This window comes from Serratia sp. K-E0102 (assembly GCF_029962625.1).
Taxonomy (GTDB): domain Bacteria; phylum Pseudomonadota; class Gammaproteobacteria; order Enterobacterales; family Enterobacteriaceae; genus Serratia; species Serratia sarumanii.
Genome location: NZ_CP124754.1, coordinates 3,273,280 through 3,299,788, shown reverse-complemented (window position 1 = coordinate 3,299,788; position 26,509 = coordinate 3,273,280). Strand labels below are relative to the sequence as shown.

Here is a 26,509-nt window from a genome sequence, read left to right as displayed (position 1 = left end):
GACGTTAATCACGCCGGCGGCGGCTTCGGTGGCGAAAGCTTGCTGGTCCGAGGTTTCGCTCTACGCTTAATGAGCGCCACGACGGCGCGCCCATCAGCCATTCAGGAGGAAGTATGCAGACGATTCCCGCCGCGGTACTCGACGATCTGGCCCCGCAAGGCGTGTTGCGCGCGGCGATCAACTACGGTAATCCGGTGCTGGCGCAGGCCGGAGCCGGCGGCAAACCGCAGGGCGCTTCGGTGGAGCTGGCCGCCGCGCTGGCCCAGGAGCTGGGCGTGGCGCTCGAGCTGGTGACCTATGATGCGGCGGGCAAGGTGTTCGCCGATCTGGACAGCGGCGCCTGGAACCTGGCGTTTATGGCCATCGAGCCGGTGCGCGCGGCGCAGATCGCCTTCAGCGAGCCGTACGTGATCATCGAGGGGACTTACCTGGTGGCGAACGACGCGCCTTACTTTGAGGTGGCGCAGCTCGACAGGCCGGAGGTGCGCATCGCGGTCGGCCAGGGGGCGGCGTACGATCTGTTTTTATCGCGCACGCTGCAGCAGGCGCAACTGGTGCGGGCGGCAACCTCCGCCGAGGCGATCGCGCTGTTTTTCGACCGGGGGCTGGAGGCGGCGGCCGGTGTGCGCCAACCGCTGCTGGCCGCCGCGGCCGCCCATCCCGGCTACCGGGTGCTGGACGGGCATTTCACCGCTATCCGCCAGGCGCTGGCGGTGCCGCGGCAAAAAACGCAGGGCGCCGCCTACGTGAACGATTTTATCGAGCGCTGCAAGGCCAACGGGCTGGTGAAGGCGGCCTTGCAGCGCAGCGGCCAGGGTGAGGTGACGGTGGCGCCGCCGGCCGCCTCGGCGTGATCAGTTCAACTCCACCGCGTACTGTTCCACCGGAGTGATTTTCTTGATCAGCTTGTTGTCGAACAGGAACTGTTCGTAAGCCTGGTAGCGGGCGCGATCCAGCTTGGCCGGATCGCGCGCGAACAGCGGCAGGCTGGCTTGCCACGCCTGTTTGTTCAGCTCGGTATTCAGCTCCGGGTGCGCCTTGGCGAACGCCAGCCAGGTGTTCTGCGGGTGCGCGTGCAGGTAGTCGCTGCCTTTCTTCAGCGCGGCGAGGAACTTGCGGATTTTCGGCTCGTTCACCGCATCGCGGTGGGCGACGATAATCAGCTCGTCGTAGGCCGGCACGCCGTAATCTTCGACGTTGAACACCACCGGTTCTTTACCCTGCAGCTTCAGCTCCAGCGCTTCGATGTTGCGGTAGCCGCCGATCACCGCATCGACCTGGCCCGCCAGCAGGGCGCTGGTCAGCTGGAAGTTGACGTTGATGAGCTTGATATCCTGCGGCTTGAGGTGCTCGTGCTCGACCATGGTGGCCAGCGTCGCCTGTTCGATGCCGCTGACCGAGTAACCCACCGTTTTGCCCTTGAGATCCGCCGGCGAGGTGATGTTTTTATCCAGCGCGATCACCGTATTCAGCGGCGTGTTGATCAGCGTGCCGACGCGCATCAGCGGCAGGCCCTGATCGGCGAAGAAATGCAGCTGCGGCTGATAGGTGATGGCGAGGTCGGCCTGTTTGGCGGCCACCAGGCGCGGCGGCAGCGCCGGATCGGACGGCGGCACGATCTTGACGTCCAGCCCTGCGGCCTTGAAGGCGCCGATCTGCTCGGCCACCATAATCGGCGCGTGATCGGGGTTGATGTACCAGTCGAGCACCAGCGTCAGCTTGTCGGCCGCGCCGGCCTGGCCGGTGAGGGCGGCGCCGAGCAGTAGCCCGCAAACGGTTTGTTTGATCATGGTCGTTCCTTTATCCCTGGTTATGGTTGCAATCATCAGTCGTTTTCCGGCGCCCAGGCGATCAGGCGCCGCAGCAGCGCATCCACCGCAGCCCACAGCAGCACGGTCATCAGCACCAAAATAAACAGCGCGGCGAAGCAGACGTCGGTCTGCATGCGCGCGTTGGCGTTCAGCATCACGTAGCCCAGCCCTTCGGCCGAGCCGACCCATTCGCCGATAATGGCGCCGATCGGCGCGACGGCGGCGGCCATGCGCAGGCCGGAGCCGAAGGCCGGCAGCGCCGCCATCAGCCGCACGTGCCGCAACTGCGCCCAACGCGAAGCGTGCATCGTGCGCGCCAGATCGAGATAGTCGTTGTTGACCCGGCGCAGCCCGTCGAAAAAGGCCGACACCACCGGGAAGAAGATCACCAGCACCGCCATCGCCACTTTGGCGCTCATGCCGAAGCCGAACCACAGCACCAGCAATGGGGCCAGGGCGAACACCGGTATCGCCTGGCTGGTGAGCACCAGTGGCATCAGCCAGCGCTGCAGGCGCGGCGAGAAGATCATGCACAGCGCCAGCGCCGCGCCGAGCAGCACGCCGAGCGCGAGACCGCTGACGATCTCCGAAGCGGTGACCAGCGTGTGCCAGGCGAGATAGCCGCGTCCGTCCCACAGCGCCTGCGCCACCGCGCCCGGCGTGGGCAGCAGAAAGGCCGGAATGCCGCTTTGCGCCGCCAGCCACCACAGCAGCAGCAGGCCGACGAACACCGTCAGCCCGCGCAGCAGGCGGGTGAGGCCGCGCTCTTTGGCGATATTCATTGCGCGGCCCTCACCATCTGCTGCAGCAGCTCGGCCTGGCTTTTCAGCAGGCCGGCGTCATCCGGCGCACGCGGCGGTTGCCCGCTGATGCGGTGGGTATCGTCGAGGCCCAGCGGCCAGGGCGACAGCACCAGCAGCCGGTGGCTCAGGCGGCAGGCTTCCATCGGATCGTGGGTGATCAGCAGCACGGTGTTTTGCGCCAGCAGCTCGGCGGCCAGGCTCTGGATCTCGGCGCGGGTAATGGCGTCCAGCGCGGAAAAGGGTTCGTCCATCAGCACGATCGGCTGGCGTTCGTAGAGCGTGCGGGCGATGGCGGCGCGCTGGCGCATGCCGCCGGACAGCGCGGCGGGCAGGCTGCGGCCATGAGCGGCCAGGCCCACGCGCTCCAGCAGGTGCGCCGCCCACGCCCGATCCGGCGTTTCGCCGCGCAGCCGCGCGCCGAGGGCGACGTTCTCTTCGACGGTCAGCCACGGGTAGAGCAGGTCTTTTTGCCCCATGTAGGCGATGCGCCCGGCGATCGGCAGGCCGTCGCTGCCGGTCACCGTGCCCGAGGTGGCCTGCGCCAGGCCGGCGATGATCTTCAGCAGGCTGGTTTTGCCGGCGCCGCTGGCGCCGAGCAGGGCGACGAAGCTGCCGCCGGCGATGTCGAAGCTCAGCCGGTCGAAGACGATTTGCTGACCGAAACGCAGGCTGAGATCCCGCACCTGGATGCCGGGCGGGAGAAGCGGGGAGGTCATGAGGCGTTCAGCCCCATTTGCCAAAATGCCGATTCCAGCTGGGTGGCGGTGGTGAAAATCTGCGCCAGCTCGGGGAAGCGGCCTGGTGCGCCGCGCTGGTGGCCGACGGTTTCCAGCAGCTCGATGGCGGCGCGCACGCCGGCCAGATAGCCCTCGTCGCCGTAGTTGCGGATCCAGGAGGCGTAAGGATTGCCCTCCATTTGGGTGGCGGGATCGTGCAGCAGCCGCAGGCCGATTTCGGCATAGCCGGCCACGCAGGGCAGCAGGCCAGCCAGCAGATCGAGGGCGTCGCCGGCATGGCCGATATCCAGCACGTAGCGGGTATAGTTCATGGTTTCCGCCGCTTCCGGCTGGGCGGCGATCTGCGCTTCGCTCAGCCCCCATTCGGCGCAGTAGGCCACGTGCAGCGGCAGTTCGGCGACGATGCCGTTGAGCGAGGCGGTAGCGGCGCGCATCTCCGGCAGGGTGCGCAGCTTGCTGACCAGCAGCGCGTAGGCGCGGGCGAAGTGCAGCAGGAACAGATAGTCCTGCGTCAGGTAGCGGCGAAACGCGCGTTCGGGCAAGGTGCCGGCGGCCAGCTGCTGCAGAAACGGGTGATCAACGTAATCTTGCCAGTGGCTGCCGGCTTGTTGGCGCAACCGGCCGTAAAGACCGCTTTCGAACAGGGTGGTGATGGACATGGGACCTCCTTGAGTCAGTGGAGATCCGGGCACGCTGGGGTATGAACAGGCAACGGGTGAGAGCGTTGTTGCCTAACCGTCCCTTCGCTGGCATGACCCAGATCAGGTTCAAAGGGTTCGGCTTGCGCCATCTCAGCCCGTAACAGGACACCCCTCGGAGCTGCTTGTTATACGACATTTGTTTTTTGATTACAATCGCCGGGCGGCGCGGCGGCAATCGGTTCGTTTAGTGCGATCGGGGGCGATTTTGCTGGCGCAGGGCGCGCGGTTTTTGTCACTGTAGGCCGATGATTTGCCTTTGAGGACGATTCCCGATGAAAAAGATTGGTTTTCTCTCGTTTGGCCACTGGTCGCCTTCCGCCCAGTCCGGCACCCGTTCCGCGGCGGATGCGCTGCTGCAGTCCATCGATCTGGCGGTCGCCGCCGAAGATCTGGGGGCGGACGGCGCCTATTTTCGCGTACACCACTTCGCACGCCAGCTGGGGTCGCCGTTCCCGCTGCTGGCCGCCATCGGCGCCAAAACCCAACGCATCGAGATCGGCACCGGCGTGATCGACATGCGTTATGAAAATCCGCTGTACATGGTGGAAGACGCCGGCGCGGCGGATCTGATCGCCGGCGGGCGGCTGCAGCTTGGCATCAGCCGCGGCTCGCCGGAGCAGGTGATCGACGGCTGGCGCTATTTCGGCTATGCCCCGGCCGACGGCGAGAGCGACGCGGACATGGCTCGCCGCCACACCGAAGTGTTCCTGGAAGCGCTGCGCGGTGAAGGGTTCGCCGAGCCCAATCCACAGCCGATGTTCCCGAATCCGCCTGGGCTGCTGCGGCCGGAGCCGTTTTCCGCCGGGCTGCGCGACCGCATCTGGTGGGGCGCCGGTTCGAACGCCACCGCCGTCTGGGCGGCGAAGCTGGGCATGAACCTGCAAAGTTCGACGCTCAAAAACGACGAAACCGGCGAACCCTTCCATATCCAGCAGGCCAAGCAGATCCGCGCCTACCGCGCCGCCTGGCAAGAGGCGGGCCATGCGCGCGAGCCGCGGGTTTCCGTCAGCCGCAGCATCTTCGCGCTGGTGGATCAGCGGGATCGCAACTACTTCGGCGGCGGCGGCAAGGAGGGCGATCAACTGGGGTATATCGACGCGCAGACCCGGGCGATCTTCGGCCGCAGCTATGCCGCCGAGCCGGACGAGCTGATCAAGCAGCTGGCGCAGGACGAGGCCATCGCCGAAGCGGATACGCTGCTGCTGACCGTGCCTAACCAGCTGGGCGTGGATTACAACGCCCACGTCATCGAATCGATTTTAACCCATGTCGCGCCGGCGCTCGGCTGGCGCTAAACGGAGGAATGGCATGTCACGCATTTTCATTACCGGCTCGGTAGACGGGCTGGGCCGCGCCGCCGCGCAAACGCTGTTGGACGAAGGGCATCAGGTGATTTTGCATGCGCGTGAACCCGGCCGTTTGGACGCGGTGCGCGATCTGCTGGATCGCGGTGCGCAGGCGGCGATCGGCGATCTGTCCGATGTGCAGCAGATCCGGCAGCTTGCCGAGCAGGTCAACCGCCTCGGCCGCCCGGACGCGGTGATCCACAACGCCGGTATGTTTACCGGGCCGCAGGTGATGCCGGTGAACGTCGTTGCGCCCTACCTGCTGACGGCCCTGATCGAACGCCCCAAGCGTATCGTCTATCTGAGCAGCAGCATGCACTTTGACGGCGTGGCGGAACTGAGCGGCGTGGACTGGCTCGGCGGCGCAGCCGGCTCCTATTCGGACAGCAAACTGTTCGTCACCGCGCTGGCCGCCGCCGTGGCGCGCCTGTGGCCTGACGTGATCAGCAGCGCGGTCGATCCCGGCTGGGTGCCGACCAAAATGGGCGGCGCGGATGCGCCAGACGATCTGGCGCTGGGGCATGTGACGCAGGCGTGGCTGGTGAGCAGCGATGAGCCGCAGGCTCTGGCGTCCGGCGGCTATTGGCACCATCAACAGCGCTTCGATCCCCACGCGGCGGTATACGACGAGGCGTTTCAAACGGCGCTGCTGGCGCAATTGGCGCGCGCCGGCGGGGTGAGCCTGCCGCAGGCTTGAGGACAGTGCTTTGTTGGCCCGTCGGCGCTTGCCGGCGGGCTTTTTTATGCTCGCAGGGTGAACTGGCGAGGCTTTTCTTATACAGTGGCTGTCTGACCTTTTTTGCTTGTTCTTCCTATTGTCGCCATGCATACATTCCTGATTATCGTCCCTGAAGGGGGCATGCTGTTCGAAGCGGCGGGCATCGCCGATATCCTGATGCAGGCTAACCGTCTGAGCCCTGCCGAGGCGCCGCTGTATCAGATCGCGGTCGCCACCACGCAATCCCATCGGGTGGTACACGGCCTGTCCGGGCTGAGCCTGTTGGCCGACCACCGCCTGGCGGATCTCGATCCGGCCCTGCCGCGCGATACCGTCATTGTCGCCGGCAAGGGGGCGACCGAAGAAGAGGGCGCCCTGGTGGCGGATTGGCTGCGCCGCGCGGCCCCGCAGGCGCGCCGTATCGCTTCCGTTTGCGGCGGGGCTCTGCTGCTGGCCGAGGCCGGGTTGCTGAACGGGCGGCGGGCGACTACCCACTGGCGGCTGGCGGAAACGTTGCAAGCGCGCTTCCCGCGGGTGCAGGTCGAGAACGGCCCGATCTACGTACAGGACGGGCCGATCTGGACCTCCGGCGGCGTCAGTTCCGGCTTCGATCTGACGCTGGCGCTGGTGGAGGACGACTACGGCTTCGTGCAGGCACGCGAAGTGGCACAGGATCTGGTGATGTTTCTGCGCCGCCCCGGCGGGCAGGCGCAGTTCAGCCGCTACCCGCTCAACCAGGCCAAATCGCCTGGCCCGATCCGCGACCTACAGTCCTGGATCCTGGAAAACCTCGCCGACGATCTCAGCGTCGATCGGTTGGCCGAACGCGTGGCGATGAGCCCGCGCAACTTTACCCGCGTATTCACCCGCGAGACGGGCATTTCTCCCGCCAAATTCGTCGAAGAAGGGCGGTTGCATACCGCCAGGCAGCGCCTCGAGCAGAGTGCGGAGGGCATCGAACAGATCGCGCTGGCCACCGGCTTCGGCAACGGCCTTAACCTGCGGCGGGTGTTTGAGCGCAAACTGCAGCTGACCCCGAGCGAATACCGCGAACGCTTCCATGCGCGCAATTTGGCGTAAATTGATCTGTAAACGTCATTTACGCCGCCTCGGGGCAGGGCTAGATTTGAGGTAAAGCCCAAACGAGGAGAGCATCATGGTGAAAGTAGGCATTAACGGCTTCGGCAGGATCGGGCGCAACGTGCTGCGCGCGGCGCTGGGGCGCAGCGATTTTGAAGTGGTGGCGATCAACGATCTGACGGACAGCAAAACGCTGGCGCACCTGCTGAAATACGACACGCTTTCCGGCACGCTGGCGGCCAAAGTGGAAGCCGGCGACAACCAGCTGCTGCTGGACGGCCGGCCAATTCAGGTGTTTTCCCAGCGCGATCCCGCCGAGATCCCCTGGCGCAGCGTGGGCGTGGACGTGGTGATCGAAGCGACGGGCTTCTTTACCGATAAAGCCAAGGCGGAAGTGCACATCACGCACGGCGGCGCTAAGCGGGTGATTATCTCGGCGCCGGCCAAGAACGACGACATCACCATCGTCATGGGGGTTAACGACCAGCTCTACGATCCGGCGCGGCATAAAGTGGTCAGCAACGGCAGCTGTACCACCAACGGGCTGGCGCCCGCCGCGCAGGTGTTGCATCAGGCGTTCGGCATCGAATACGGGCTGATGAACACCACTCACGCCTATACCAACAGCCAGGCGCTGCACGATCAGCCGGAAAAAGATCTGCGCGGCGGGCGGGCGGCGGCGGAGTCGATCGTGCCATACTCCAGCGGCGCGGCCAAGGCGCTCGGCAAGGTGATCCCGGATCTCGACGGCCGCCTGACCGGTTACTCGCTGCGGGTGCCGGTACCGGTCGTCTCGATCGTCGATCTGACGGTGACGCTGAAACGCCCGGCGACGGTGGAGGAGATCAACGCCGCTTTCCGCGCGGCGGCGGCGTCCGGCCCGCTGAAAGGGATCTTGGGGTACAGCGATGAACCGCTGGTGTCGAGCGACTATCGGGGCGATGCGCGCTCGTCGATCATCGACGGCCTGTCCACGCTGGTCATCGGCGGCAATCTGGTGAAGGTGCTCGCCTGGTATGACAACGAGTGGGGCTTCTCCAACCGCTTGGTCGATCTGGCGCTGCTGATGGAAAAACGCGGGCTGTAAACGCCCAACAGCAAAAAGCCCGCTTAAGTTTCCTTAAGCGGGCTTCTCTAAATATGGCTCCTCTGACTGGACTCGAACCAGTGACATACGGATTAACAGTCCGCCGTTCTACCGACTGAACTACAGAGGAATCGTGTGAACGGGGCGCATCATATCCAGCCGCCCCGGGTGTGTCAACGCTAAATTGCCCCAGGCGGCGCGACTGCTCGGTATCTGAGCAATATGCCCGTCAGTCAGCCCATTGCGCATCGTTTTCCGCCTGGCCGCGCAGCAGGCGCGCCAGCGGATCCTGGCGGTAGAAGCGGCAAAAGTGCTGATACAGCGCCGGAAAGCGTTCTGCCAGCAGCTCGGGGGCGCTGAAAAAATACTCCGACAGCACGGCGAAGCACTCGGCCGCATCGGTGGCGGCGTAGGCGTCCATGCTGGCGGCCTCTTCGCCGACCATGTCGATCTCGTCCTGCAGGCTTTCCATTGCGGCGTGCAGATCGTGCTCCCAGGCGGCCACTTCGCGCAGCGGGATCGGCGGCACGCCGGTGGCGACGCCGCCGTTGCGCATATCCAGCTTGTGCACCGCTTCGTGGATCACCAGATTGAAACCGGAGAGATCGAAAGAGTCCTGCACGTCTTGCCAGTTGAGCACGATCGGCCCTTGTTCCCAGCTCTGGCCGGACTGCACCACCGGCCCCGAGTGCACCAGGCCGATTTCGTCCTGCCATTCGTCTTCCACCACGAACGGGGTGGGGTAGAGCAGGATTTCGTTGAAGCCGTCGAGGCACTCCGCGCCGAGCTCCAGCACCGGCAGGGCGAACAGCAGGGCGATGCGCGCCTGCATTTGTGAGGTGAGCTGCAGCCCCTGCAGCGGCACGATGCGCTTTTGCTGCAAGATTTGCCCGGCGACGGCCACCAGCCGCTGCCGCTCCTGCTCATTCAGCGGCGACAGCAGCGGGATCGCCAGCGCGTCCTGCCACTGGGCCTCGATGTCTGCCTGGGATTGAGAGGGTTGAGTCGCTTTCCACGGCCATTTAATCATCAGGTTGCTCGTAAACTCATCACTTGAACGTTCAGCGGTATGCTAATGCTGTAAAAATGCCGCAAAAGCGGGCATGATAGCAAGCGTTGTCAGGAGAGATGCCGGAGCGGCTGAACGGACCAGTCTCGAAAACTGGAGTAGGGGCAACTCTACCGGGGGTTCAAATCCCCCTCTCTCCGCCACTATTCAATCACTTACGAATAAATCTTTCAACGATCCCCATCACAGTAAAACCACCGTTCTTATCGGCTGTCGTTCTTATTTTCCTGTCCCGACCCTTTGCCGACGTTATCAAACCGTCTTTTCGTCTTACCGTTTGTCATGTTGTGAACGATAGGGCGGGTTTGACGCCGCCCGTTGCCGATGGGATTGACTCACTCTGTAAACCCGATGCGCCTTGATATTTCTCGTGCGGGATTACTTGTCCGGCAGCGCATAGGCGATAATGTAGTCGCCGCGCATCGGTGATTGGCGTGCGCCCCCCGCATTGATGACAATGTACTGCTTGCCGGTTTTCGGCGAAAGGTAAGTCATCGGGCCGGATTGGCTCCCGACCGGCAAGCGCGATTTCCAAATCTCTTTACCGTTGGCGGTGTCAAAGGCGCGTAAATAGAAGTCCTGCGTGCCGGCGAAAAACAGAAGACCCGACTGCGTCGACAGCGGCGCGCCCAGCGTTGGCATGCCGATAGGGATCGGCATATGCATGCTGATGCCGAGCGGCCCGGTATCCTCGACTGTCCCGACAGGGACCTGCCACACCAATTTGCCGGTAGTCAGGTCCACGGCGGACATCGTGCCGAACGGCGGTTTCTGGCAGGGGATCCCCAGCGGGGAGAGGAAGCGTTCTCGCAGGGCCCCGAACGGGGTGCCCTCCATCGGGACTATTCCCATTTCAATACCGCTGGCGTTGGTTGGCACCTTATCCCGCGGCACCAGATAATGCGCCAATCCCAGACGCATGTCGTTAACGAACATCAGGTTATTGTGTGGATCCACGGCGACGCTGCCCCAGTTCATTCCTCCCAGGGAGCCTGGGTATTGCAGGGCGCGGTCTTCACCCGGCGGGGTGAAAATGCCTTGATAGCGCATTTCTTTAAACTGAATGCGGCATAACAGCAGGTCAATCGGCGTTGCGCCCCACATATCCGACTCTTTCAGTTGTTCATTGCCAATCATCGGCATCCCCACTGAGTACGGCTGAGTGGGGGAATAGCGTTCCCCCCTGATAGCTCCCGTTGGCACCGGGCGTTCTTCAACTTGCGCGACGGGCTCGCCGGTCACGCGGTTGAGCATGAAAATCATGCCTTGCTTGCTGGTTTGCACCAGAACCGGCGTAATGCCGCCTTTGCCGTCGGGCAAATCGAACAACAATGGCTGTGAGGGCAGATCGAAGTCCCACAAATCGTGGTGGGTCGTCTGATAGTGCCAGCGAACTTTGCCGGTAGCGGCGTCTATGGCGACGACGGCGGAGCTGTATTTGTCGTCCAGCGCGCTGCGAGTGCCGCCGAAAAAGTCTGGCGTCGCGTTGCCTGTGGGTAAATAGATGAGGTTCAACCGCTTGTCATAGGACATGGCTGACCAGACATTCGGCGTGCCGCGAGTATAGGTTTGCCCCTCCGGCGGCAGGCCGCTCAGTTCAGGGTTGCCCGGATCCCAGGCCCACATGAGGTTGCCGGAGTGAACATCATAAGCTCGAACAACGCCGGGAGGCTCATCGGTGGAAAAGTTGTCCGCTACGCGTCCCCCCACGACGACGATTTCTCCGGCCACCAGCGGCGTGGAGGTTTGTTGATAATAGCCCGGTTTGATTTCGCCCATGCCGCTGCCGAGATCGACGGTACCGCGATCGCCAAAGGCGTCGCACAATTTCCCCGTGTCGGCATCAAGGGCGATGAGTCTGGCGTCAATCGTGGGCAGGAACAAACGACGCGAACAGATCGCGGGTGGGCGACTCGAGCCTGTTGCTGCAGGAGCGGCGTGATCCTCGTAGTAACCCAGGCCCCGGCAGCGCTGCCAGTTCGGCGAGGCGGCCTGCGGATCGAAACGCCATTTTTCTTTCCCGCTATCGACATCTAAAGCCAGTACTTTACTGTACGGGGTGCAGACATAAAGCGTGTCGCCGACCTGCAAAGGCGTATTCTGATCTTCCGCGCCCGAACCTTTGCTCACGGGAAGATCGCCGGTATGGGCAGTCCAGGTCACCTGCAAGCGGGAAACGTTCTGCTTGTTTATTTGATCAAGTGCGGCGAAGCGATCGCCGTGCGGGGTATTTCCCCAGTGCTCCCAATTCTTTTGTTGCTCGCCGGCGGCTACTGGAAATACGGGGATGGTTTTCGTCGCGCTGACCAGCGGTTGGGATCTGAACATCCACCCGAAGCTGACCCCCAGCCCGATGGCCAGGATCGCCGCTAAGCCGAAAGCCGGGCCTTTTTTGGCCGAATGACCGGGCATCAATGGCCAGGCGATAGCGCAAAGAAACGCTAAAACGCCGAGGGTGAAAAGGCGCGAGAACAGCGGCCAGTAATGCCAGCCGGCATCGGCGACGGCCCAAAACAGGGAGGCGACGAAGGCGATCGCGTACAGGATAATGCCGCTGCGACGGCGCCGGGCAATCAGTACGGCGGCGATAATCATCGCCAGACCCATCGCCACGAAATAAAACGTTCCGCCGACGAAGGCCAATCTGGCGCCGAGAAGGCAGATTGCCAGGCCGATAATGAACATCAATCCGGCAAGAAACCACAGGAGGTACTTCTTCCCGTCCCGCGTCCTGTGTGCTTTTTGCATATGAGCTCCTTAGTGATTTTTCTCTGAGGCGGTTAAAAAGGGGAATGAGGTGGCGTTGCGCCTTCCGGCTGGGGCGCCGCGTGTTTGCAGCCGGAAGGCGTCTGTACCGAAGAAAGGAAGGGGGGGAATGTCATTCCCGCTATCCTGTCGTCGCTGTTCAAACGGGGGCTACTCCGCGCGTTCAGCGCATGTCATTTGAACGTGCGTCAAGGTAAGCCTTATACCCATGCCCTGCCGCCTGGCGAACTTGATGGCGCCCTTTGGCGACGATCATCGCCACCGTCAATAGCGCCGGCAGCGCCAGCACGGTGAAAATGGTGCTTAAGCTCCAACCGAGCGCCAGCATTTCAGCGCCGGCCAGCGCGCTCAATATGGCGCCCAAACGACCGATGCCGTGCATCCAGCTGGAACCGGTAGCCCGGGCTTCGGTGGGATAAAAACTGGCCGACAGGGCGTTCATGCCGGTGTTGGCTCCTCCGATGCAGAATCCGATCGCCATCGCGCAGCCTCCCATCAGGACGGGGTAGCCCATCGCCGGCCCCATAAGCAGGGTGAACAGCGCCCCCATCCCATAAATGGACGCCAAAGCGCGATGCGGTTCGGACCTGTCCATCAGCCAGCCGGAAAACAGTGAGCCCAGCGTGCCGCCCGCCTGAAACAGGGCGGTGATGATCGCCGCTTGCGTGACGTTGAAGCCGCCGTCTTTAATCAGCAACGGCAGCCAGCTGCCCAACGTATAGAACAGAAACAGCGCGGAAAAATACGATCCCCACAGCATTAAACTGCCGAAACGGTACTGCGAGCTCACCACTAATTTGATGGGGTGCGCGCAGGCCTGGTTTGGCGGGGGCAATATGATGGTGCTGTGCCGAAGATCGAGGTCGGGCGCCAGTTTCGCCAAAATCCGCTGAATTCCGTCGTTTTTCGCCCGTTTCTCCACCAGGAAACACACCGATTCGGGTAACGCCGCCATCAGCACGGGTGCGAACAGCAGGGGCAAGATCCCGCCGAGCAGCAGCACGGAATGCCAGCCGAAGCGTGGCATCAGCCAGGAGGCGGCGAATCCGCCCAAGGCGGCGCCAAAGGTGAAGCCGCAGAAGACCACGGTAATCAAGAAAGCGCGGCGCCGGGCAGGCGCGAATTCCGCCACCAGGGTGCCGACATTCGGCATGGCGGCGCCCAGTCCCAACCCGGTGAGCAGGCGAAATAACATCATCTGCTCCATATTTTGAGAAAACGCCGTCACCAGCGTCCAAACGCCAAAAAAGAATACGCTGTTGATGATGACCACTTTGCGGCCGAACCTGTCTGACAATGGCCCGGAAAGCATCGCGCCCAGCGACAGGCCAATCAGCGCCGCGCTGATCACCAGCCCCAGCTCGCGATTAGTGATTTGCCAATCGGCCTTAAGCTCTGGCGCAATAAATCCCATGATAACGATATCGAATCCATCCAGAGCAATGATGCAAAAGCCGAGCAGCACGACCATCTTTTGCCATTTCCCTAAGGGGCGGCTGTCGATCAGCGCCCGAACATTGATTGCGTTGTTTCCCGACATGGGGGGCTCCCGGTGCAGTAGTTGAGTGTCATCACTATAAGCAACCGTTGGTGGGGCAATAAATGTCGATTATCGAAATAATGTGCGTTTATCGGACGATGAGGTGAGAGGGAAGTGAGGGTGGAATGTTAACCTTATGTTATGAAAAGGGATTGCCGTGGGAATGTCTGAGCCGGAAGCGGTTGAGAGTGTGAGCGCGATCATTAACCTTTTCAGTAAGATGAAAGAATGAGCGGGCCTTGATGGCCCGCACGGTTAACGCATGGCGGTGAGCCGAACCGGGGCGTTGGCGGCCCCGAAGCCGCGGTAGCCGCCCCGACGTTCCAATAACTCGAAGAAGAAGCGCCCTTTCTCGTAGGCGACGGTATAGACGTGCAGTAATTCTCCACCTTGCTCGTCTCGATCGTAGAGCACATTGAACGCTTGCAGCTGCGAAAGGAAAACGGGATCAAGATCGAAACGTGCTCTGAGGTCTTGATAGTAGTTATCGGGGATGCGCAGCGTTTTTAATCCACGCTGCTGAGCCGCTTTCACGACGCTGAACAAATCATTACAGCCAAAGGCGACATGCTGTAATCCCGCGCCCTGATAGGTGGTTAATGCCTGGGCGATTTGGGTTTCCCGGCTCACCGACATATTCAGCGGCAGCCGGATGGCGTCGTTGGGGCTGCGCAACACGCGGCTGCGAACCAAACCCAACGGATCGGGCAATTCCCACTCGTTGTCCTGCACAAAACCCGGCACGCTGCGCAGGAACATGATCCAGTTGCCGCAAGATTCGTCCGTCAGCGCTATCGCGAGGTGATCGATGCTCTGCAGTGCAGGCGGCGGCGCGCTGCGATGAGTCAGATGAAAATCGGTGTGATAAATATCGTTCTTGGGATCTTCGTCCGCCTCGACCAGATAAATCAGGCTGCCGTCCGGTGCGCACAGGGCGGGAATTTGCCGTTCGTTGGGGCCGGTTTCTCCTTGCCAGAGGGCGTAACCGTAGTCTTGCGCCCGTTGCAGTAAACGCGCTACGCCGCGAACTCGCCACGCCACGGCGCAAAGAGAAATGCCGTGCAAGTGATAATAGCCGCTGGCCTGACTTTCCGGTTGAGCATTCAGAATGACATTCACTTTGCCGTTGCGATAGAGGGCGACGCTTTTGGAGCGGTGTTCGCCGGCGTGAACCAATCCCAACTGCGTCAGCCATTGGCCCATCGCCAGCCCATCGCTGTGCGAGACGGCAAATTCGATAAACTCCAGCGCCAGCAAGGGGGGATGCGCTTCTGAATGAAATAATGAATGTTCTATGAGCGAGGCCATGGCGTTGGGCAGCAGAGGCTGTTTGGCCAACCAGTCATAGGTTTGTTCCTCCAGCCACAACAACGATCGGAAACCGTCCTGAGCCGTGGGAAGCACCGGCGAGGCGCGGAAACCATCGTTAAATATCTCCAGCGACCAGGCGCCGCGATAGCCATGCGCGGAAAGTTGAGTTATGAACTGAGCCAGGTTCAGCTCCCCTTGGCCGGGGAAACAGCGGAAATGGCGGCTCCAGGCGAGCACGTCCATCTTCAGCAGCGGGGCGTCCGCCAGTTGTACAAACACAATTTTTTCGGGCGGGACTTCATCAAGGCCGTCAAGATTATCGCCGCGCGACAGGATATGAAAACTATCGAGAATGATCCCCAGCGCCGGATGGTCTACGGCCTTAACCCGCGCCCAGGCGTCGCGCCACAGGTTCACGTGACGTCCCCATGCCAGCGCTTCATAACCGACAGTAATATCATACTCGGCGGCCAACTCCGCCAACGCGCGCAAATCGCTCACTTGCGTGGCCATGTCTTCGCTGCTGTCGGGCGAGACATTACTGCAGAGCAGCATGCGCGAGCAGCCCAATTGCTGCATGACGTCGAACTTGCGCGCTGCGCGTGAAAGGTTCTGCGCCAGGCTTTCGCGCGGGCCGCCTTCGAAGTCCCGAAACGGCTGGAACAGCAAAATTTCCAGGCCCAGTTCGGCGCACAGATCACGGATTTGCGCCGGTGAACCGGGGTAATAGACCAGATCGTTATCGAAAATTTCGACGCCATCAAAGCCTGCGGCGGCGATAGCCCGCAGTTTTTCCGGCAGCGAGCCCGATACCGAGACCGTCGCGATAGAACGTTTCATCATTGCCTCCAGTTAAGCGGTCATGGATGACCTGAAAGCGACCATTCAGTAGCGAGGCGGACCACCGACGGGAATTGAAACCTGTTATGGACCAAATGAAATGTTTCGTCAATTCAGAACATTCCATGACTTTTGGTTATATAAAGCGATCGGTTTTCTCACTTTACTTTTACATATTGCGCTTCCTACACTCTGTCGACATGTACCCTCAAATAATAAGGATACCGGGATGAAAAGTGATTGGATGGCGCGAGAACTGGTGCATCGCGATTACAGCCATCACCCGCCTGCGCTGGCGCCGCTGTATAAAACCAGCGTGCTGCGATCGCCGCGCAATGCATTAATTTCATTGCAAAACTCGCTGTCTGAACTGACCGCACCCGTGTTCACGCCAACGGATATCGGCCCGATTGATCACGATCTGATTCTGAACTACGCCAAAGACGGCTTACCGATCGGCGAGCGGATCATCGTGCATGGATATGTGCGCGATGCCTTCGGGGCGCCGGTGCGCAACGCCCTGGTCGAGGTATGGCAGGCCAATGCGGGAGGGCGCTATCGTCACAAGAAGGATCAGTATCTGGCGCCTATCGATCCCAATTTTGGCGGCTGCGGCAGGATGCTGACCGACGACAACGGGTATTACTGTTTTCGCACCATCAAGCCGGGCCCGTACCCCTGGCGCAATCAGGTCAGCGACTGGCGTCCGGCGCATATTCACTTCTCGCTCTCCGGCGAGGCGTTCGCGCAGCGGTTGATCACGCAGATGTATTTCGAAGGCGATCCGTTGCTCGTTCGTTGCCCCATCTTGCAGTCGGTAGGCAGCGACGATGCGATGCGCACGCTGATTGCCGAGCTGGATATGCACGCCGCCGTGCCGCTGGACAGCCTGGCCTACCGCTTCGATCTGGTGCTGCGCGGCCATCGGGCCACGTGGTTTGAGAACCGTACACAGGGAGCCGCGTGATGAAAAAGTATTTGTCTGAAACGGCCTCGCAAACCGCCGGCCCTTATGTGCACATCGGTTTGGCGCCGCATGCCGCCGGTTTTGACATTTTTGAGCGTAATTTCACCCATGTGTTGACGCAACCGGAAACGCGCGGGGAACGCATCGTGGTGGAAGGGCATGTTTATGACGGTACCGGCACGCCGGTGCGAGACGCGCTGGTTGAAGTCTGGCAGGCCAACGCCGCCGGACGATATCAGCATCCCGCCGACGGCCAACGAGATAAACCCGACGACCCCGCTTTTCGCGGCTGGGGGCGAACCTGTTCGGATTTCACCAGCGGCCTGTGGCAATTTGAGACGATCAAACCGGGCAGAGTGATGGGGCGCGACGGCCGGCTGATGGCGCCTCATCTCAATTTATGGATCGTGGCCCGCGGCATCAACATCGGGTTGAACACGCGTCTTTACTTCGCCGACGAGCAGGCGGCGAACGCTGAAGATCCGGTGTTGAACCTCATTGAATGGGAGAAACGGCGCGGCACGTTATTGGCGCAAAGGCGGCAGCGCGGTGATCAGACGGTATACCATTTCGATATCTGGCTACAGGGCGAGAACGAGACCGTTTTTTTTGATATTTGACCTCCGTTTGCCCTGTGAATGAGCTTGCCGCGTCGGCGGCAAGTTAATACTATAAATCATGAACATGACTTCTCGCTTTAGCCAACGCATCCGCCTGCGTCATCTGCACGCCTTTGTCGCTACCGCGCAGCAGGGGACGCTGGTGCGCGCCGCACAGCAATTGGGCATCACGCAGCCCGCCCTCTCCAAAACGCTCAATGAACTGGAAAGCCTGGCCGGCGAGCGCCTGTTTTCGCGCAGCCGGCAGGGGGCAGAGCTGACCGCCGCTGGGGCGCGTTTCCTGCAGGATGCGGGGCGCGTTTTGGATGCGCTGAATGTGTTGGGGCGTACGGTCGCATCGGACAGCGAGGCGCTGCCGGCGCCGCTGCATATCGGGGCGCTGCCCACCACGCTGGTGAGTTTGGTCGCGCCGGTCGTGGTGGGGTTGCAGCAGCAATCGCCAGGTTGGCGCATGCAGGTTTCGACGCTGGCCAACGATGCGCTGATGATGGCGGTGAGATCCGGGCAATTAACCTTAGGGATAGGGCGTATGTCAGACCCCTCTCGCATGGAGGGGCTCAATTTCGAGCTGCTGTATCATGAAACGCTGCGGCTGGTGGTTTCCCCCCATCATCCGCTGCTGCATGCGGATGTCACGCTGGCGGAGGCCCTGAGTTGGCCATTGGTGCTCTCACCGCGTGGGACCGTACCGCGCCAGAATGCGGAGGCGCTCATTGTCAGCCACGGGCTGGCCGTGCCGGAAGGCTGCGTCGAGACCTTGTCGGTCACGCTGGCGCGCTGCCTGACGTTGCAGTATGGCTATGTTTGGCTGGTGCCTTACGGCGCGGTGCGCGACGATCTGTTCGGCAATCACCTGCGTGCGCTGCCGTTGCCTACTCAGGGAATGGCAGAACCGTTGGGCATCATTACCCGGCAAGAGGCGTTCACGCCCCCTGAGCAGCAGCGCCTGGTCGCAGCGCTGCGTCAGAGAGTACTGGATGTGCCGGTATAAACGGCTGTTCTATTCGACCGGCGGCTGCCCGGCATCGTGTTCGGCAAAGACGGATTGCGCCAAATGAAAGGCGGCGTTCGAGGCGGGCAGGCCGCAGTAAAGCGCCGCATGCATCAGGACTTCTTTGAGCTCTTCGCGCGTGACTCCGTTGTTGAAGGCGGCTCGTATATGCATTTTCAGTTCAGCTTCGCGATTCAAGGCGATCAACATCGCGATGGTGATCAGGCTGCGGGTATGGCGCGACAGACCCGGACGCGTCCACATTTCCCCCCAGGCGTAGCGAGTGATGAAATGTTGAAATTCCTCGTTGAACGGCGACAGCGCCGCGAGGGTATTATCGACATGTTCATCGCCCAATACGGCTCTGCGCACCGTCATGCCTTGCTGATAGCGTTGCCGCTGCGTGAGCTGTTCATCCAAAAAGGCCCGGAAAGTGCGATTGAATGCCCGCCAGGCCTCGACGCTGGAAAGGTGAGAGGCGGGCAAGATGACGCATTGAGCGCCGGGAATGCCCGCCACTAACGCTTTGGCATCATCGACGGTGGTTACCGCGTCGTCATGTCCGGCGATAATCAGCGTCGGCACGAGGATCCCTTCCAGCTCGGCGCGTAAATCGGCGTTCGCCAATGCTTCGCAGCAAGCGGCATAGCTGTTGGGATCGCAGGCCGTCAGCTGATTCAATAATGCTTGCACCCTGGCGGGGGCGGATTGGCAAAATGCCGGCGTGAACCAGCGTGATGCTGCGCCATCGCTGACGGCGGACATCCCCGACTGACGAACTTGCGCGGCGCGTTGTCGCCAATTCGCCGCCGTTCCAATTTTTGCTGCGCTATTGGCGATGGTCAACGTCAGCAAGCGCTCGGGATGAAAACGCGCCAGCCATAATCCCGTTAACCCCCCCATGGAGATACCGCAAAAATGGACGCGCTCAATCGCCAGAGCGTCCAGCAATGACAGCACCTGTCTGCCCAGCAGCGCCAGCGATCCGGGTTGTTCACCGGGCGGCGATGCGCCGTGGCCGGCAACGTCGTAGCGCAGAATGCGATAGTGGGAGATGAGCGCGTCGCGCTGCGGTTGCCACATTGCCAATGACGTCCCCAGCGAGTTGCTGAACAGAATGACCGGGGCGTTTTCGGGCCCTTCCAGGACATAATTCAACATCATTGCTCCTTTTCGGCCGATGCCAGAACTTGTTGAATGAAACGCTGTGCGCTGCCTGTGGCATTGGCCGGATCGAGCAACGTCTCCAGAGCTTCCCGGCTGAGTCGGGAAGAGACTTCCGCATCGGCGCACAGCAGGGTTAACAGGGATTGCTGCGTTGCCTGAGCCTGGCGGCAACATTGCGCGATATGCTGGTGCGCCTGCTGGCGGCCGAGAAGCGGGGCTAAGGCCAGGGAAACCGATTCAGCCATGATCTGCCCCTGCGTCAGCGCCAGATTGCGCCGCATCGCCGCTTCATGCACCTCCAGGCCGTTAACGAGGTCAAGGCTTTGCGCCATTGCCGCTCCGCTCAGCACCAGGAGCTGCGGCAGGCTTTGCCACTCGGCCTGCCAGCCTCCCAGCGCGCGTTCGTGCTCTTGCACCTGGCCGGCATACAATCCCGCCATCAGCGCAGGCAAGCGGTTAGCCGCGCTGAGGATGGCGGCGCAGAGTACCGGATTACGCTTATGCGGCATGGTGGAGGAGCCGCCGCGACCCGGGGCCGAAGGTTCGCTGATTTCAGCGACCTCGGTTTGCATCAACAGCGACATGTCACGCGCCAGCTTGCCGAGCGTGCCCGTGAGTCCGGCATACCAGCCGGCCAGTTCCAGCAACCGGTCGCGTTGGGTATGCCACGGCGTGGCGCTGCGCGGCAGCGCCAGCGCTTCCGCCAGCGCCTGCTCGACGCGTTCTCCCTGCTCGCCGAACGAGGCGAGCGTGCCGGCGGCACCGCCGAATTGCAGCGCCAGCACGCGTGGCCGGATCTCAGCCAGACGAACCCGAAAGCGCAGCAGGGCGTCCAGCGTGCCGGCCAATTTCAGCCCCAGCGTCGTGGGTAACGCGTGTTGCAGCCAGGTGCGGCCGACCATTAACGTTGCGCTATGGCGCCGACATTGCGCCGTCAGCGCCGCAATCAGCTGATTGAGCAGCGTGTCGGTTTGGTTGAGCGCGCTGCGCAGTTGCAGCACCAGCCCGCTGTCAATCGCATCCTGACTGGTTGCCCCCCAGTGAACGAAGCGCGCCGCGTCCGGCGAGCGTTGAGCCACCAGCGCCGTCAACTGTTTGACGAGCGGAATCGCTAAGTTGCCCGCCAATCCGGCGGACTGCGCCAGCGCGGCGGCGTCGAGTTTTTCCGCCCGGCAGTGGCTGCGTATGATTCGAGCCGACTCGTCATCGATAATCCCTGCAGATGCCAGGGCTTGCGCCAGGCCGGCTTCGAAATCGAGCATGCCCTGTAGCAGGGCCGTATCGCTGAAGCAGGGCGTTAATGGCGACGTCATAAACATTGCGCTATAGAGTGACATTGGTTATATCCGTTCCAGAATCAAGGCGACGCCCTGCCCAACACCTACGCACATGGTGCACAGGGCAAAGCGCCCGCCGGTGCGACGCAGCTGATAAGCGGCGGTCATGGCCAGCCTGCCGCCGGATGCGCCCAGAGGATGGCCCAGCGCGATGGCGCCGCCGTTAGGGTTGACCTGTTCCGCATCATCCGGTAACCCCAGGGCGCGCGTCACGGCCAGCGCTTGGGCGGCAAAGGCTTCATTCAACTCGATGACGTCCATTTGCGCCAGGCTCAAACCGGTTTGCGCCAGTACCTTGCGGACCGCGGGAACCGGCCCGTAACCCATGATGCGCGGCTCTACGCCGCAGGCGGACATGGCGACCACCCGCGCCAGCGGGGCGAGTCCATACTGCACCGCCGCGCGTTCGCTGGCAATGAGCAGGGCGCTGGCCCCGTCGTTGATGCCCGAGGCGTTGCCGGCGGTGACGCTCCCCTCGGCGTGTACGACGCCTTTCAGTGCGGACAGCGCGGCCAAAGAGGTGCTGCGGGGATGTTCGTCGCGAACCAAGTTGAGCGGTTCGCCTTTGCGTTGCGGAATGCTGACGGCGATCAGTTCCTCATCAAACAGGCCCAGCTCCTGAGCGCGGGCGGTGCGTTGTTGGCTGCGCAATGCAAAGGCGTCTTGATCGGCGCGGCTGACGGCGAATTCGCGAGCCACATTTTCGGCGGTTTCAGGCATGGTTTCGACACCGAACTGAGCGCGCATTTGCGGGTTGATAAAGCGCCATCCCATCGTCGTATCTTCCATTTTCAGCGATCGGCTGAAGGCGCTGTCCGCTTTGCCGGTGACAAAGGGCGCGCGCGACATGCTTTCCACGCCGCCCGCGATGATGACCTCCGCTTCGCCGCATTTAATGGCGCGCGCCGCCATCCCTACCGCGTCCAATCCCGAACCGCACAGGCGATTGAGGGTGGTGCCCGGCACGGAGTGCGGCAATCCGGCCAGCAGCAGCGCCATTCGCGCCACGTTGCGGTTGTCTTCACCGGCCTGGTTGGCGCACCCCAGAATAACGTCATCAATGGCCTGGGGATCCAGCTGCGGCAGTCTGGCAAGCAGCGCCTTCAGGGGCAGAGCGGCCAAATCGTCGGCGCGCAGCGCGGATAGTGCGCCGCCGTAACGGCCAAAGGGCGTACGAACGGCATCGCAGATTAAAGCCTGTTGCATGGCGATTTCCTCAAGCGGGGATCAGGTCAGATTGCAGTAAACGTATCGGGGTTAACGCTTGCAGCGCGTCAAAGGTGAGCCCCGGACACAGCTCCAGCACCTGCGGGCCGTCCGGGGTGATATCAATGATTGCCATATCCGAATAGATGCGGCTGACGCAGGCCAACCCGGTCAACGGGTAGCTGCACTGTTCCACCAGCTTGCATTCGCCGGTCTTGGTCAGGTAGTCCATCATCACATAGACTTTGCGCGCGCCGATGGCCAGATCCATGGCGCCGCCCACCGCCGGGATCGCGTCTTCGGCGCCGGTGCTCCAGTTGGCCAGATCGCCGGCAGCCGAGACCTGATACGCCCCCATCACGCAGATATCGAGATGGCCGCCGCGCATCATGGTAAAAGAGTCGGCGTGATGGAAATAACTGCCGCCGGGCAGCAAGGTCACCAGCTCTTTGCCGGCGTTGATGAGTTCCGGATCTTCTTCGCCCGGCGCGGGTGACGGCCCCATGCCGAGCAGGCCGTTTTCGCTGTGCAGAATCACTTCTTTGTCGGCGGGCAGGTAGTTAGCGATGCGGGTCGGCAGCCCTATTCCGAGGTTGACGTAGGCGCCTTCCGGAATATCGCGCGCCACCCGTTGGGCTAATTGGTCGCGGGTTAATTTTTGCATGTTCTACTCCTCAGGCAGAGAGGGAAAAGGTCGCGGGGCGCGCCACCGCCACCAGGCGCTGGACGAAGATGCCCGGCGTTATCACGTTTTCCGGATCCAGTGCGCCCAACGGCACCAATTCAGCCACCTGCGCTATCGTCGTGGCGGCGGCCATCGCCATCACCGGGCCAAAATTACGCGCCGCTTTGCGGTAAACCAGATTGCCCCAGCGGTCACCCCGATGGGCCTTTATCAAGGCGAAATCCGCCTTCAAGGGCGTTTCAAACACGTAATGACGCCCGTCGATTTCACGCGTTTCTTTGCCTTGCGCCAGCGGCGTGCCAAAGGCGGTTGGGGTGAAAATGCCGCCCAACCCGCTGCCGGCGGCCTGCATGCGGGCCGCCAGGTTGCCCTGAGGCACCAGTTCCAGTTCGATCGCGCCGCGGCGATAAAGATCGTCGAAGACCCACGAATCGGCCTGGCGCGGGAAGGAGCAAATCATCTTTCGCACACAGCCGGTCTTGAGCAGCGCCGCGAGGCCGCTGTCGCCGTTGCCGGCGTTATTGCTGATTACCGTCAGCTCGCGGGCACCGCGTTCAATCAGCGCATCGATCAGTTCCAGCGGCTGTCCCGCGGGGCCAAAGCCGCCAATCATGATGCTCGCGCCGTCCGGAATGATGGACACGGCATCTTCCAGGGTGGCCACACTTTTATCGATCATCTGTTGTTCCTTTTGTTCGATGCCCGCCGGGGGGAGTGTCTATCGTCAATGGGAAAAGTAGATCGTCCCTTTCAGGCAAACAATACCGATTATCGAAAAAGTGTGCGATTATCGGCTATTGTTTAACAAAGGTTCGCAGGCTGTGATCGTCGGCACACCGAAATTTCAGGCAGACAGCGGGGTAACGAGAATGGAAAAAGGACAGGAAATTACGCGCAGCAGCACCGATCCCTGGAAGGGGGATCCCGACTTTATGGCCTCTTTGGCGCGAGGATTGGAAGTTCTGCAGGCTTTTACGCCGCAGCGGCGGCTGATGTCGGTATCGCAGATTAGCCAGCGTACCGGCATTCCGCGCGCGGCGGTGCGCCGCTGCCTTTACACCCTGAGTAAGCTGGGCTTTGTGTACGCGGAAGACGGCAAGAATTATGAGCTGCGCCCGCGCGTCTTGTCGCTGGGCCATAACTGGCTGGCGGCTTCGCCGTTGGCCAACGCCGCGCAACCGGTGTTGAGGCAACTCAGCCAGACGCTCAATGAGTCCTGTTCCATGGCCATATTGGACGGTGATGATATTCTTTATATCGCCCGCGCATCGACTTCGCGGATCATGACCATCGATTTGCACGTCGGCAGTCGCTTACCTGCCAGCACGACGTCGATGGGGCGGGTTCTGCTGAGCGGGCTTGCCAATGAGCCGTTGAATGACTATTTGGCGCGGCTGACGCAACTGCGTTACACCAGCCATACCCTGGTGAGCGTTAGCGCATTGCGGGAAGAGCTGGCGCGCGTGCGTCAGCAGGGATATGCCATCAACGATCAGGAACTGGAGATTGGCCTGCGTTCACTGGCGGTGCCGCTCACCACGCCGGACGGCCGTATCGCCGCGGCGTTGAACGTCGGTGTGCATGCCAGCCAGGTTTCCGCAGAGCGTTTGTATCAGCACCACTTGCCTTTATTGCGCTCGGCCGCCGAAGAGATATCGCTGCTGTTGCACGACTAATCTTGAACTTTGGGCCCCTGCCGGAGTTAACGCCGGTTTTTTACCGCGCCAGGTGAGTCATGCGGTGTTGTACTGTTGCCTGCGGGTAAGGTAATTTGCTGTTGGCAAAGATGACTGACGCGGGGGCCAACGGACATGAACGAGAAAATCGACTATCACATCGAGAAATACCATTTCGCGCCGCTGGATGAGGCCCCGCGGCTTGCGCACCAGTGGCGTGAGGTGCTGAACGAGTGCCGCGAGACGCAGGCCGGGGCGGAAGAGCGTCTGCGCATTGCGCTGCTCAACGTGGACTATGTGACCAGTTTCGAATTGCCGTTTCGCTTATTGCTGGTGCGGGCGCCGCAGCTGATCGCCGGCCTGCGCGATGAGCTGTCGATAAGTCAAAAAAATGTGGTGTTCAACGGCAAGCGTTTCGGCTGTGTCTACAGCCTGAAAAGCGATTTGAGCGGCGTGCCGGAGGCCTTTCAGTACGGCCTGTCGACCCGTATTCATCGAACCTCGGCGTCGGGCGTGGACGCGCTGCCTTACCGGGAAATCGCCAAGGCGCTCAAAGCGCCGCGTGAGCGGCTCAAGCTGGCGCTGGAGCAGGGGCTGCCGGTAACGGCGCTGGATGGATTGTTCTGGTTCGGCATCCAGCGCATTGCCGCCGAGGTGCGCAGGTTAAGAAAAACCGGCATGGCGATCGTGACGGCGGAAACCGAGATCTTCGACACCCTGACCGGCACGACGCGCAAGGTCCCGGTGTACCGCCTGGCCGAGAGTTAATGGCCGATAGCCGGCGGTTTATATTATGAGGCTTGATTCCCGCCGGTCTCCGCCTGGCTCTTCTACGATCCTTTTTTTACCCGCATCTCCTCGCCGTTCGGCAAGAAAACCGACGCGACGTATTCCTCAAACCTGACTCAGCGTTCGTTCTGCAGCGGCACAACACAGACGGCAGGCCATCGTCGATAGCCGGTGTCACGATGGTGTTTCCGGTGGTCGGCGCCGTTTGCCGCCCACCTTTGGCTAACATCGACGAGGGTTTGAAGGAGAAGAGTATGCTGAAACGTTTTGCACTGCTGTGCTGGTGCCTGATCGGCGCCAACGCTCTGGCGGCGGGCCCCAACGCCAATATCAAGTATTACGGCTATGACTGGCTGGACTTTTATGAAACTGCCACGCCGTCTTTCAGCGCCACAGAGGCGCTTAAGGCGATTACCGGCACCGGCTTCAGTATGACCAATCTGAACGTGGTGCACACGTTGGCAAGCCTCAATCTGCCCGTTTGCGCCGGTGGCACCTGCGCCGTGAACATTCAGGCTGGTTCGGGTGCGGTCTCGGGATCGCCGTTTATCGATATCTGCCCTGGCGCAGACTCGAACGGCAGTTGTCAGGCCGCGGGTTCCTGGAACGCCATTTGGACGGCGGTGAAAAAGATCGCCGAAGCCAAACATAAGCCCGGTGCCATTTATTTTATCGATGAGCCGTTCGACGTTCCCGCGTTACAGACCGCGGGGAAATACGACGCTTACCAATATTCAAGCTATGTTTGCACCCTGCGGCAGGCCATGCAGCAGTATGGCGTCGCGATCCCCATCTACACCATCTTGTCCTACCGGCATGCCAATAACGCCGAATGGATCCGTGAAATACAGCAGGGCGCGCCTGCGACCGCGTGTCCGGCCAACGTAAAAAGCACGCCCGATTGGGTTGGGGTGGATAACTACAACTGGTCGGTGGCGGATATGTGGAGTACCTACAACCGCCTGGCGCCGATAAGCGCAGCCGGACAAAAGTGGGTGTTGGTACCGCCTTCCACGGCATCGTTAGGAATGAACGACCAGCAACTGCATGCGCAAATTCAACTGTATTGGGATTTTATTAACCAATATCCCAATGCGCCTGTGGTTTACATCATGAACTGGCGGTTTGATCGCGAGGTCACCGAGAACCGTGCAGCCTACCCTCAATCGACCGCCTTACTGTCTTTCATGGCGAACACGCTGCTTGCCAAACCTTAGGCATGCAAAAAGGAGGTTCGAATCAGGAACCTCCTCTATAGTGCC

At 61.5% G+C, this 26,509-nt stretch carries 24 protein-coding genes, 2 tRNA genes, 1 pseudogene and 1 riboswitch; of the genes and pseudogenes, 12 read left to right on the top strand and 15 right to left on the bottom strand.

The window, feature by feature from the left end; genetic code table 11:
* Positions 1 to 113 precede the first annotated feature (113 nt).
* A complete protein-coding gene (locus SSARUM2_RS15845; protein ID WP_060427817.1) occupies positions 114 to 854 on the top strand; it encodes a transporter substrate-binding domain-containing protein in 741 nt (246 codons plus the stop codon).
* Here SSARUM2_RS15845 and SSARUM2_RS15840 read toward each other — a convergent pair whose 3' ends face one another.
* The 4 genes from SSARUM2_RS15840 to SSARUM2_RS15825 are packed head-to-tail and all read right to left on the bottom strand — an operon-like array spanning position 855 to position 4,010.
* Entirely contained in the window at positions 855 to 1,790 is a 936-nt protein-coding gene (locus SSARUM2_RS15840) for an ABC transporter substrate-binding protein (protein ID WP_060438511.1), read from the bottom strand. It abuts the gene before it with no gap.
* 35 nt (positions 1,791 to 1,825) lie between these two features.
* Positions 1,826 to 2,593: an ABC transporter permease gene (locus tag SSARUM2_RS15835; protein ID WP_060438512.1), complete on the bottom strand. Its 768-nt coding sequence runs from the start codon at positions 2,591 to 2,593 to the stop codon at positions 1,826 to 1,828.
* Complete coding sequence (locus SSARUM2_RS15830) at positions 2,590 to 3,330, bottom strand: ABC transporter ATP-binding protein (protein ID WP_060438513.1); 741 nt, start codon at positions 3,328 to 3,330, stop codon at positions 2,590 to 2,592. Before SSARUM2_RS15830 ends, SSARUM2_RS15835 begins: the two co-directional genes overlap by 4 nt.
* Positions 3,327 to 4,010 carry a TenA family protein gene (locus SSARUM2_RS15825; protein ID WP_060438514.1) on the bottom strand — a complete coding sequence of 228 codons (684 nt, stop codon included), beginning with the start codon at positions 4,008 to 4,010 and terminating at the stop codon, positions 3,327 to 3,329. The genes SSARUM2_RS15830 and SSARUM2_RS15825 overlap by 4 nt, the downstream gene beginning before the upstream one ends.
* Before the next feature lie 62 nt (positions 4,011 to 4,072).
* Positions 4,073 to 4,175, bottom strand: a riboswitch (TPP riboswitch).
* A 149-nt stretch (positions 4,176 to 4,324) separates the two neighbouring features.
* Here SSARUM2_RS15825 and SSARUM2_RS15820 point away from each other — a divergent pair.
* The 4 genes from SSARUM2_RS15820 (at position 4,325) to gap (ending at position 8,283) form a co-directional block, all read left to right on the top strand.
* Positions 4,325 to 5,347: an LLM class flavin-dependent oxidoreductase gene (locus SSARUM2_RS15820; RefSeq protein WP_033635151.1), complete on the top strand. Its 1,023-nt coding sequence runs from the start codon at positions 4,325 to 4,327 to the stop codon at positions 5,345 to 5,347.
* A gap of 13 nt (positions 5,348 to 5,360) precedes the next feature.
* Positions 5,361 to 6,095, top strand: coding sequence for an SDR family NAD(P)-dependent oxidoreductase (locus tag SSARUM2_RS15815; protein ID WP_060438515.1), 735 nt, complete (start codon positions 5,361 to 5,363; stop codon positions 6,093 to 6,095).
* A gap of 126 nt (positions 6,096 to 6,221) precedes the next feature.
* Complete coding sequence (locus SSARUM2_RS15810) at positions 6,222 to 7,196, top strand: helix-turn-helix domain-containing protein (protein WP_060438516.1); 975 nt, start codon at positions 6,222 to 6,224, stop codon at positions 7,194 to 7,196.
* Positions 7,197 to 7,272: 76 nt separating this feature from the next.
* Positions 7,273 to 8,283: a type I glyceraldehyde-3-phosphate dehydrogenase gene (gap, locus tag SSARUM2_RS15805; protein WP_060452554.1), complete on the top strand. Its 1,011-nt coding sequence runs from the start codon at positions 7,273 to 7,275 to the stop codon at positions 8,281 to 8,283.
* A 54-nt stretch (positions 8,284 to 8,337) separates the two neighbouring features.
* Here gap and SSARUM2_RS15800 read toward each other — a convergent pair.
* Both SSARUM2_RS15800 and mtfA read right to left on the bottom strand, forming a co-directional pair.
* Positions 8,338 to 8,413: transfer RNA gene (locus SSARUM2_RS15800), tRNA-Asn, on the bottom strand.
* A gap of 99 nt (positions 8,414 to 8,512) precedes the next feature.
* On the bottom strand, positions 8,513 to 9,313 hold the full coding sequence (mtfA, locus tag SSARUM2_RS15795; protein ID WP_033635147.1) for a DgsA anti-repressor MtfA: 801 nt from the start codon (positions 9,311 to 9,313) through the stop codon (positions 8,513 to 8,515).
* A gap of 92 nt (positions 9,314 to 9,405) precedes the next feature.
* Between mtfA and SSARUM2_RS15790 the strand changes: the two genes are divergently transcribed.
* Positions 9,406 to 9,495: transfer RNA gene (locus SSARUM2_RS15790), tRNA-Ser, on the top strand.
* Positions 9,496 to 9,730: 235 nt separating this feature from the next.
* Here SSARUM2_RS15790 and SSARUM2_RS15785 read toward each other — a convergent pair.
* From SSARUM2_RS15785 to SSARUM2_RS15775, 3 genes are all read right to left on the bottom strand, one after another.
* On the bottom strand, positions 9,731 to 12,100 hold the full coding sequence (locus tag SSARUM2_RS15785) for a glucose/quinate/shikimate family membrane-bound PQQ-dependent dehydrogenase (RefSeq protein ID WP_282488498.1): 2,370 nt from the start codon (positions 12,098 to 12,100) through the stop codon (positions 9,731 to 9,733).
* Between the two features lie 181 nt (positions 12,101 to 12,281).
* On the bottom strand, positions 12,282 to 13,658 hold the full coding sequence (locus SSARUM2_RS15780; protein WP_033653547.1) for an aromatic acid/H+ symport family MFS transporter: 1,377 nt from the start codon (positions 13,656 to 13,658) through the stop codon (positions 12,282 to 12,284).
* A gap of 255 nt (positions 13,659 to 13,913) precedes the next feature.
* A complete protein-coding gene (locus tag SSARUM2_RS15775) occupies positions 13,914 to 15,809 on the bottom strand; it encodes a sugar phosphate isomerase/epimerase and 4-hydroxyphenylpyruvate domain-containing protein (protein WP_049234652.1) in 1,896 nt (631 codons plus the stop codon).
* Between the two features lie 229 nt (positions 15,810 to 16,038).
* Between SSARUM2_RS15775 and pcaH the strand changes: the two genes are divergently transcribed.
* The 3 genes from pcaH to SSARUM2_RS15760 are packed head-to-tail and all read left to right on the top strand — an operon-like array spanning position 16,039 to position 18,387.
* Positions 16,039 to 16,776, top strand: coding sequence for a protocatechuate 3,4-dioxygenase subunit beta (gene pcaH / locus SSARUM2_RS15770; RefSeq protein WP_033647894.1), 738 nt, complete (start codon positions 16,039 to 16,041; stop codon positions 16,774 to 16,776).
* Positions 16,776 to 17,396 (top strand): protocatechuate 3,4-dioxygenase subunit alpha, encoded by a 621-nt coding sequence (pcaG, locus tag SSARUM2_RS15765; RefSeq protein ID WP_033635143.1) that lies wholly within the window; start codon positions 16,776 to 16,778, stop codon positions 17,394 to 17,396. The genes pcaH and pcaG overlap by 1 nt, the downstream gene beginning before the upstream one ends.
* 58 nt (positions 17,397 to 17,454) lie before the next feature.
* A complete protein-coding gene (locus SSARUM2_RS15760) occupies positions 17,455 to 18,387 on the top strand; it encodes a LysR substrate-binding domain-containing protein (RefSeq protein ID WP_033635142.1) in 933 nt (310 codons plus the stop codon).
* Positions 18,388 to 18,396: 9 nt separating this feature from the next.
* Here SSARUM2_RS15760 and pcaC read toward each other — a convergent pair whose 3' ends face one another.
* From pcaC to SSARUM2_RS15730, 6 genes and pseudogenes are all read right to left on the bottom strand, one after another.
* Positions 18,397 to 18,765 (bottom strand): 4-carboxymuconolactone decarboxylase, encoded by a 369-nt coding sequence (pcaC, locus tag SSARUM2_RS15755; RefSeq protein ID WP_213976526.1) that lies wholly within the window; start codon positions 18,763 to 18,765, stop codon positions 18,397 to 18,399.
* A 63-nt stretch (positions 18,766 to 18,828) separates the two neighbouring features.
* Positions 18,829 to 19,551: pseudogene (gene pcaD / locus SSARUM2_RS15750) on the bottom strand (3-oxoadipate enol-lactonase); the annotation flags it as partial.
* The gene (locus SSARUM2_RS15745; RefSeq protein ID WP_033647891.1) at positions 19,548 to 20,891 is read right to left on the bottom strand and encodes a 3-carboxy-cis,cis-muconate cycloisomerase; all 1,344 of its coding nucleotides are present in this window, start codon (positions 20,889 to 20,891) and stop codon (positions 19,548 to 19,550) included. The gene SSARUM2_RS15745 and the pseudogene pcaD, both read right to left, overlap by 4 nt.
* Positions 20,892 to 20,894: 3 nt before the next feature.
* A complete protein-coding gene (gene pcaF / locus SSARUM2_RS15740) occupies positions 20,895 to 22,097 on the bottom strand; it encodes a 3-oxoadipyl-CoA thiolase (protein WP_033647890.1) in 1,203 nt (400 codons plus the stop codon).
* Positions 22,098 to 22,107: 10 nt separating this feature from the next.
* The gene (locus SSARUM2_RS15735; protein ID WP_033647889.1) at positions 22,108 to 22,761 is read right to left on the bottom strand and encodes a 3-oxoacid CoA-transferase subunit B; all 654 of its coding nucleotides are present in this window, start codon (positions 22,759 to 22,761) and stop codon (positions 22,108 to 22,110) included.
* Between the two features lie 10 nt (positions 22,762 to 22,771).
* The gene (locus SSARUM2_RS15730; RefSeq protein ID WP_033647888.1) at positions 22,772 to 23,461 is read right to left on the bottom strand and encodes a 3-oxoacid CoA-transferase subunit A; all 690 of its coding nucleotides are present in this window, start codon (positions 23,459 to 23,461) and stop codon (positions 22,772 to 22,774) included.
* Between the two features lie 190 nt (positions 23,462 to 23,651).
* On the opposite strand from SSARUM2_RS15730, the gene SSARUM2_RS15725 reads away from it, so the two are divergent.
* The 3 genes from SSARUM2_RS15725 to SSARUM2_RS15715 all read left to right on the top strand — a co-directional run bounded on the left by SSARUM2_RS15725 (position 23,652) and on the right by SSARUM2_RS15715 (position 26,464).
* Positions 23,652 to 24,458, top strand: a complete 807-nt coding sequence (locus SSARUM2_RS15725) for an IclR family transcriptional regulator C-terminal domain-containing protein (RefSeq protein WP_033635136.1) — start codon at positions 23,652 to 23,654, stop codon at positions 24,456 to 24,458.
* A gap of 135 nt (positions 24,459 to 24,593) precedes the next feature.
* Positions 24,594 to 25,226 (top strand): helix-turn-helix domain-containing protein, encoded by a 633-nt coding sequence (locus SSARUM2_RS15720; protein WP_049234659.1) that lies wholly within the window; start codon positions 24,594 to 24,596, stop codon positions 25,224 to 25,226.
* Positions 25,227 to 25,501: 275 nt separating this feature from the next.
* A complete protein-coding gene (locus tag SSARUM2_RS15715; RefSeq protein ID WP_033635134.1) occupies positions 25,502 to 26,464 on the top strand; it encodes a hypothetical protein in 963 nt (320 codons plus the stop codon).
* The last annotated feature ends 45 nt before the right edge of the window (positions 26,465 to 26,509 follow it).

Excerpts from the sequence above, each read along its gene's own strand:
- SSARUM2_RS15845 (WP_060427817.1), top strand. The coding sequence starts at position 114 with ATGCAGACGATTCCCGCCGCGGTACTCGACGATCTGGCCCCGCAAGGC.
- SSARUM2_RS15840 (WP_060438511.1), bottom strand. The coding sequence starts at position 1,790 with ATGATCAAACAAACCGTTTGCGGGCTACTGCTCGGCGCCGCCCTCACC.
- SSARUM2_RS15835 (WP_060438512.1), bottom strand. The coding sequence starts at position 2,593 with ATGAATATCGCCAAAGAGCGCGGCCTCACCCGCCTGCTGCGCGGGCTG.
- SSARUM2_RS15830 (WP_060438513.1), bottom strand. The coding sequence starts at position 3,330 with ATGACCTCCCCGCTTCTCCCGCCCGGCATCCAGGTGCGGGATCTCAGC.
- SSARUM2_RS15825 (WP_060438514.1), bottom strand. The coding sequence starts at position 4,010 with ATGTCCATCACCACCCTGTTCGAAAGCGGTCTTTACGGCCGGTTGCGC.
- SSARUM2_RS15820 (WP_033635151.1), top strand. The coding sequence starts at position 4,325 with ATGAAAAAGATTGGTTTTCTCTCGTTTGGCCACTGGTCGCCTTCCGCC.
- SSARUM2_RS15815 (WP_060438515.1), top strand. The coding sequence starts at position 5,361 with ATGTCACGCATTTTCATTACCGGCTCGGTAGACGGGCTGGGCCGCGCC.
- SSARUM2_RS15810 (WP_060438516.1), top strand. The coding sequence starts at position 6,222 with ATGCATACATTCCTGATTATCGTCCCTGAAGGGGGCATGCTGTTCGAA.
- gap (WP_060452554.1), top strand. The coding sequence starts at position 7,273 with ATGGTGAAAGTAGGCATTAACGGCTTCGGCAGGATCGGGCGCAACGTG.
- mtfA (WP_033635147.1), bottom strand. The coding sequence starts at position 9,313 with ATGATTAAATGGCCGTGGAAAGCGACTCAACCCTCTCAATCCCAGGCA.
- SSARUM2_RS15785 (WP_282488498.1), bottom strand. The coding sequence starts at position 12,100 with ATGCAAAAAGCACACAGGACGCGGGACGGGAAGAAGTACCTCCTGTGG.
- SSARUM2_RS15780 (WP_033653547.1), bottom strand. The coding sequence starts at position 13,658 with ATGTCGGGAAACAACGCAATCAATGTTCGGGCGCTGATCGACAGCCGC.
- SSARUM2_RS15775 (WP_049234652.1), bottom strand. The coding sequence starts at position 15,809 with ATGAAACGTTCTATCGCGACGGTCTCGGTATCGGGCTCGCTGCCGGAA.
- pcaH (WP_033647894.1), top strand. The coding sequence starts at position 16,039 with ATGAAAAGTGATTGGATGGCGCGAGAACTGGTGCATCGCGATTACAGC.
- pcaG (WP_033635143.1), top strand. The coding sequence starts at position 16,776 with ATGAAAAAGTATTTGTCTGAAACGGCCTCGCAAACCGCCGGCCCTTAT.
- SSARUM2_RS15760 (WP_033635142.1), top strand. The coding sequence starts at position 17,455 with ATGAACATGACTTCTCGCTTTAGCCAACGCATCCGCCTGCGTCATCTG.
- pcaC (WP_213976526.1), bottom strand. The coding sequence starts at position 18,765 with ATGACGGTGCGCAGAGCCGTATTGGGCGATGAACATGTCGATAATACC.
- SSARUM2_RS15745 (WP_033647891.1), bottom strand. The coding sequence starts at position 20,891 with ATGTCACTCTATAGCGCAATGTTTATGACGTCGCCATTAACGCCCTGC.
- pcaF (WP_033647890.1), bottom strand. The coding sequence starts at position 22,097 with ATGCAACAGGCTTTAATCTGCGATGCCGTTCGTACGCCCTTTGGCCGT.
- SSARUM2_RS15735 (WP_033647889.1), bottom strand. The coding sequence starts at position 22,761 with ATGCAAAAATTAACCCGCGACCAATTAGCCCAACGGGTGGCGCGCGAT.
- SSARUM2_RS15730 (WP_033647888.1), bottom strand. The coding sequence starts at position 23,461 with ATGATCGATAAAAGTGTGGCCACCCTGGAAGATGCCGTGTCCATCATT.
- SSARUM2_RS15725 (WP_033635136.1), top strand. The coding sequence starts at position 23,652 with ATGGAAAAAGGACAGGAAATTACGCGCAGCAGCACCGATCCCTGGAAG.
- SSARUM2_RS15720 (WP_049234659.1), top strand. The coding sequence starts at position 24,594 with ATGAACGAGAAAATCGACTATCACATCGAGAAATACCATTTCGCGCCG.
- SSARUM2_RS15715 (WP_033635134.1), top strand. The coding sequence starts at position 25,502 with ATGCTGAAACGTTTTGCACTGCTGTGCTGGTGCCTGATCGGCGCCAAC.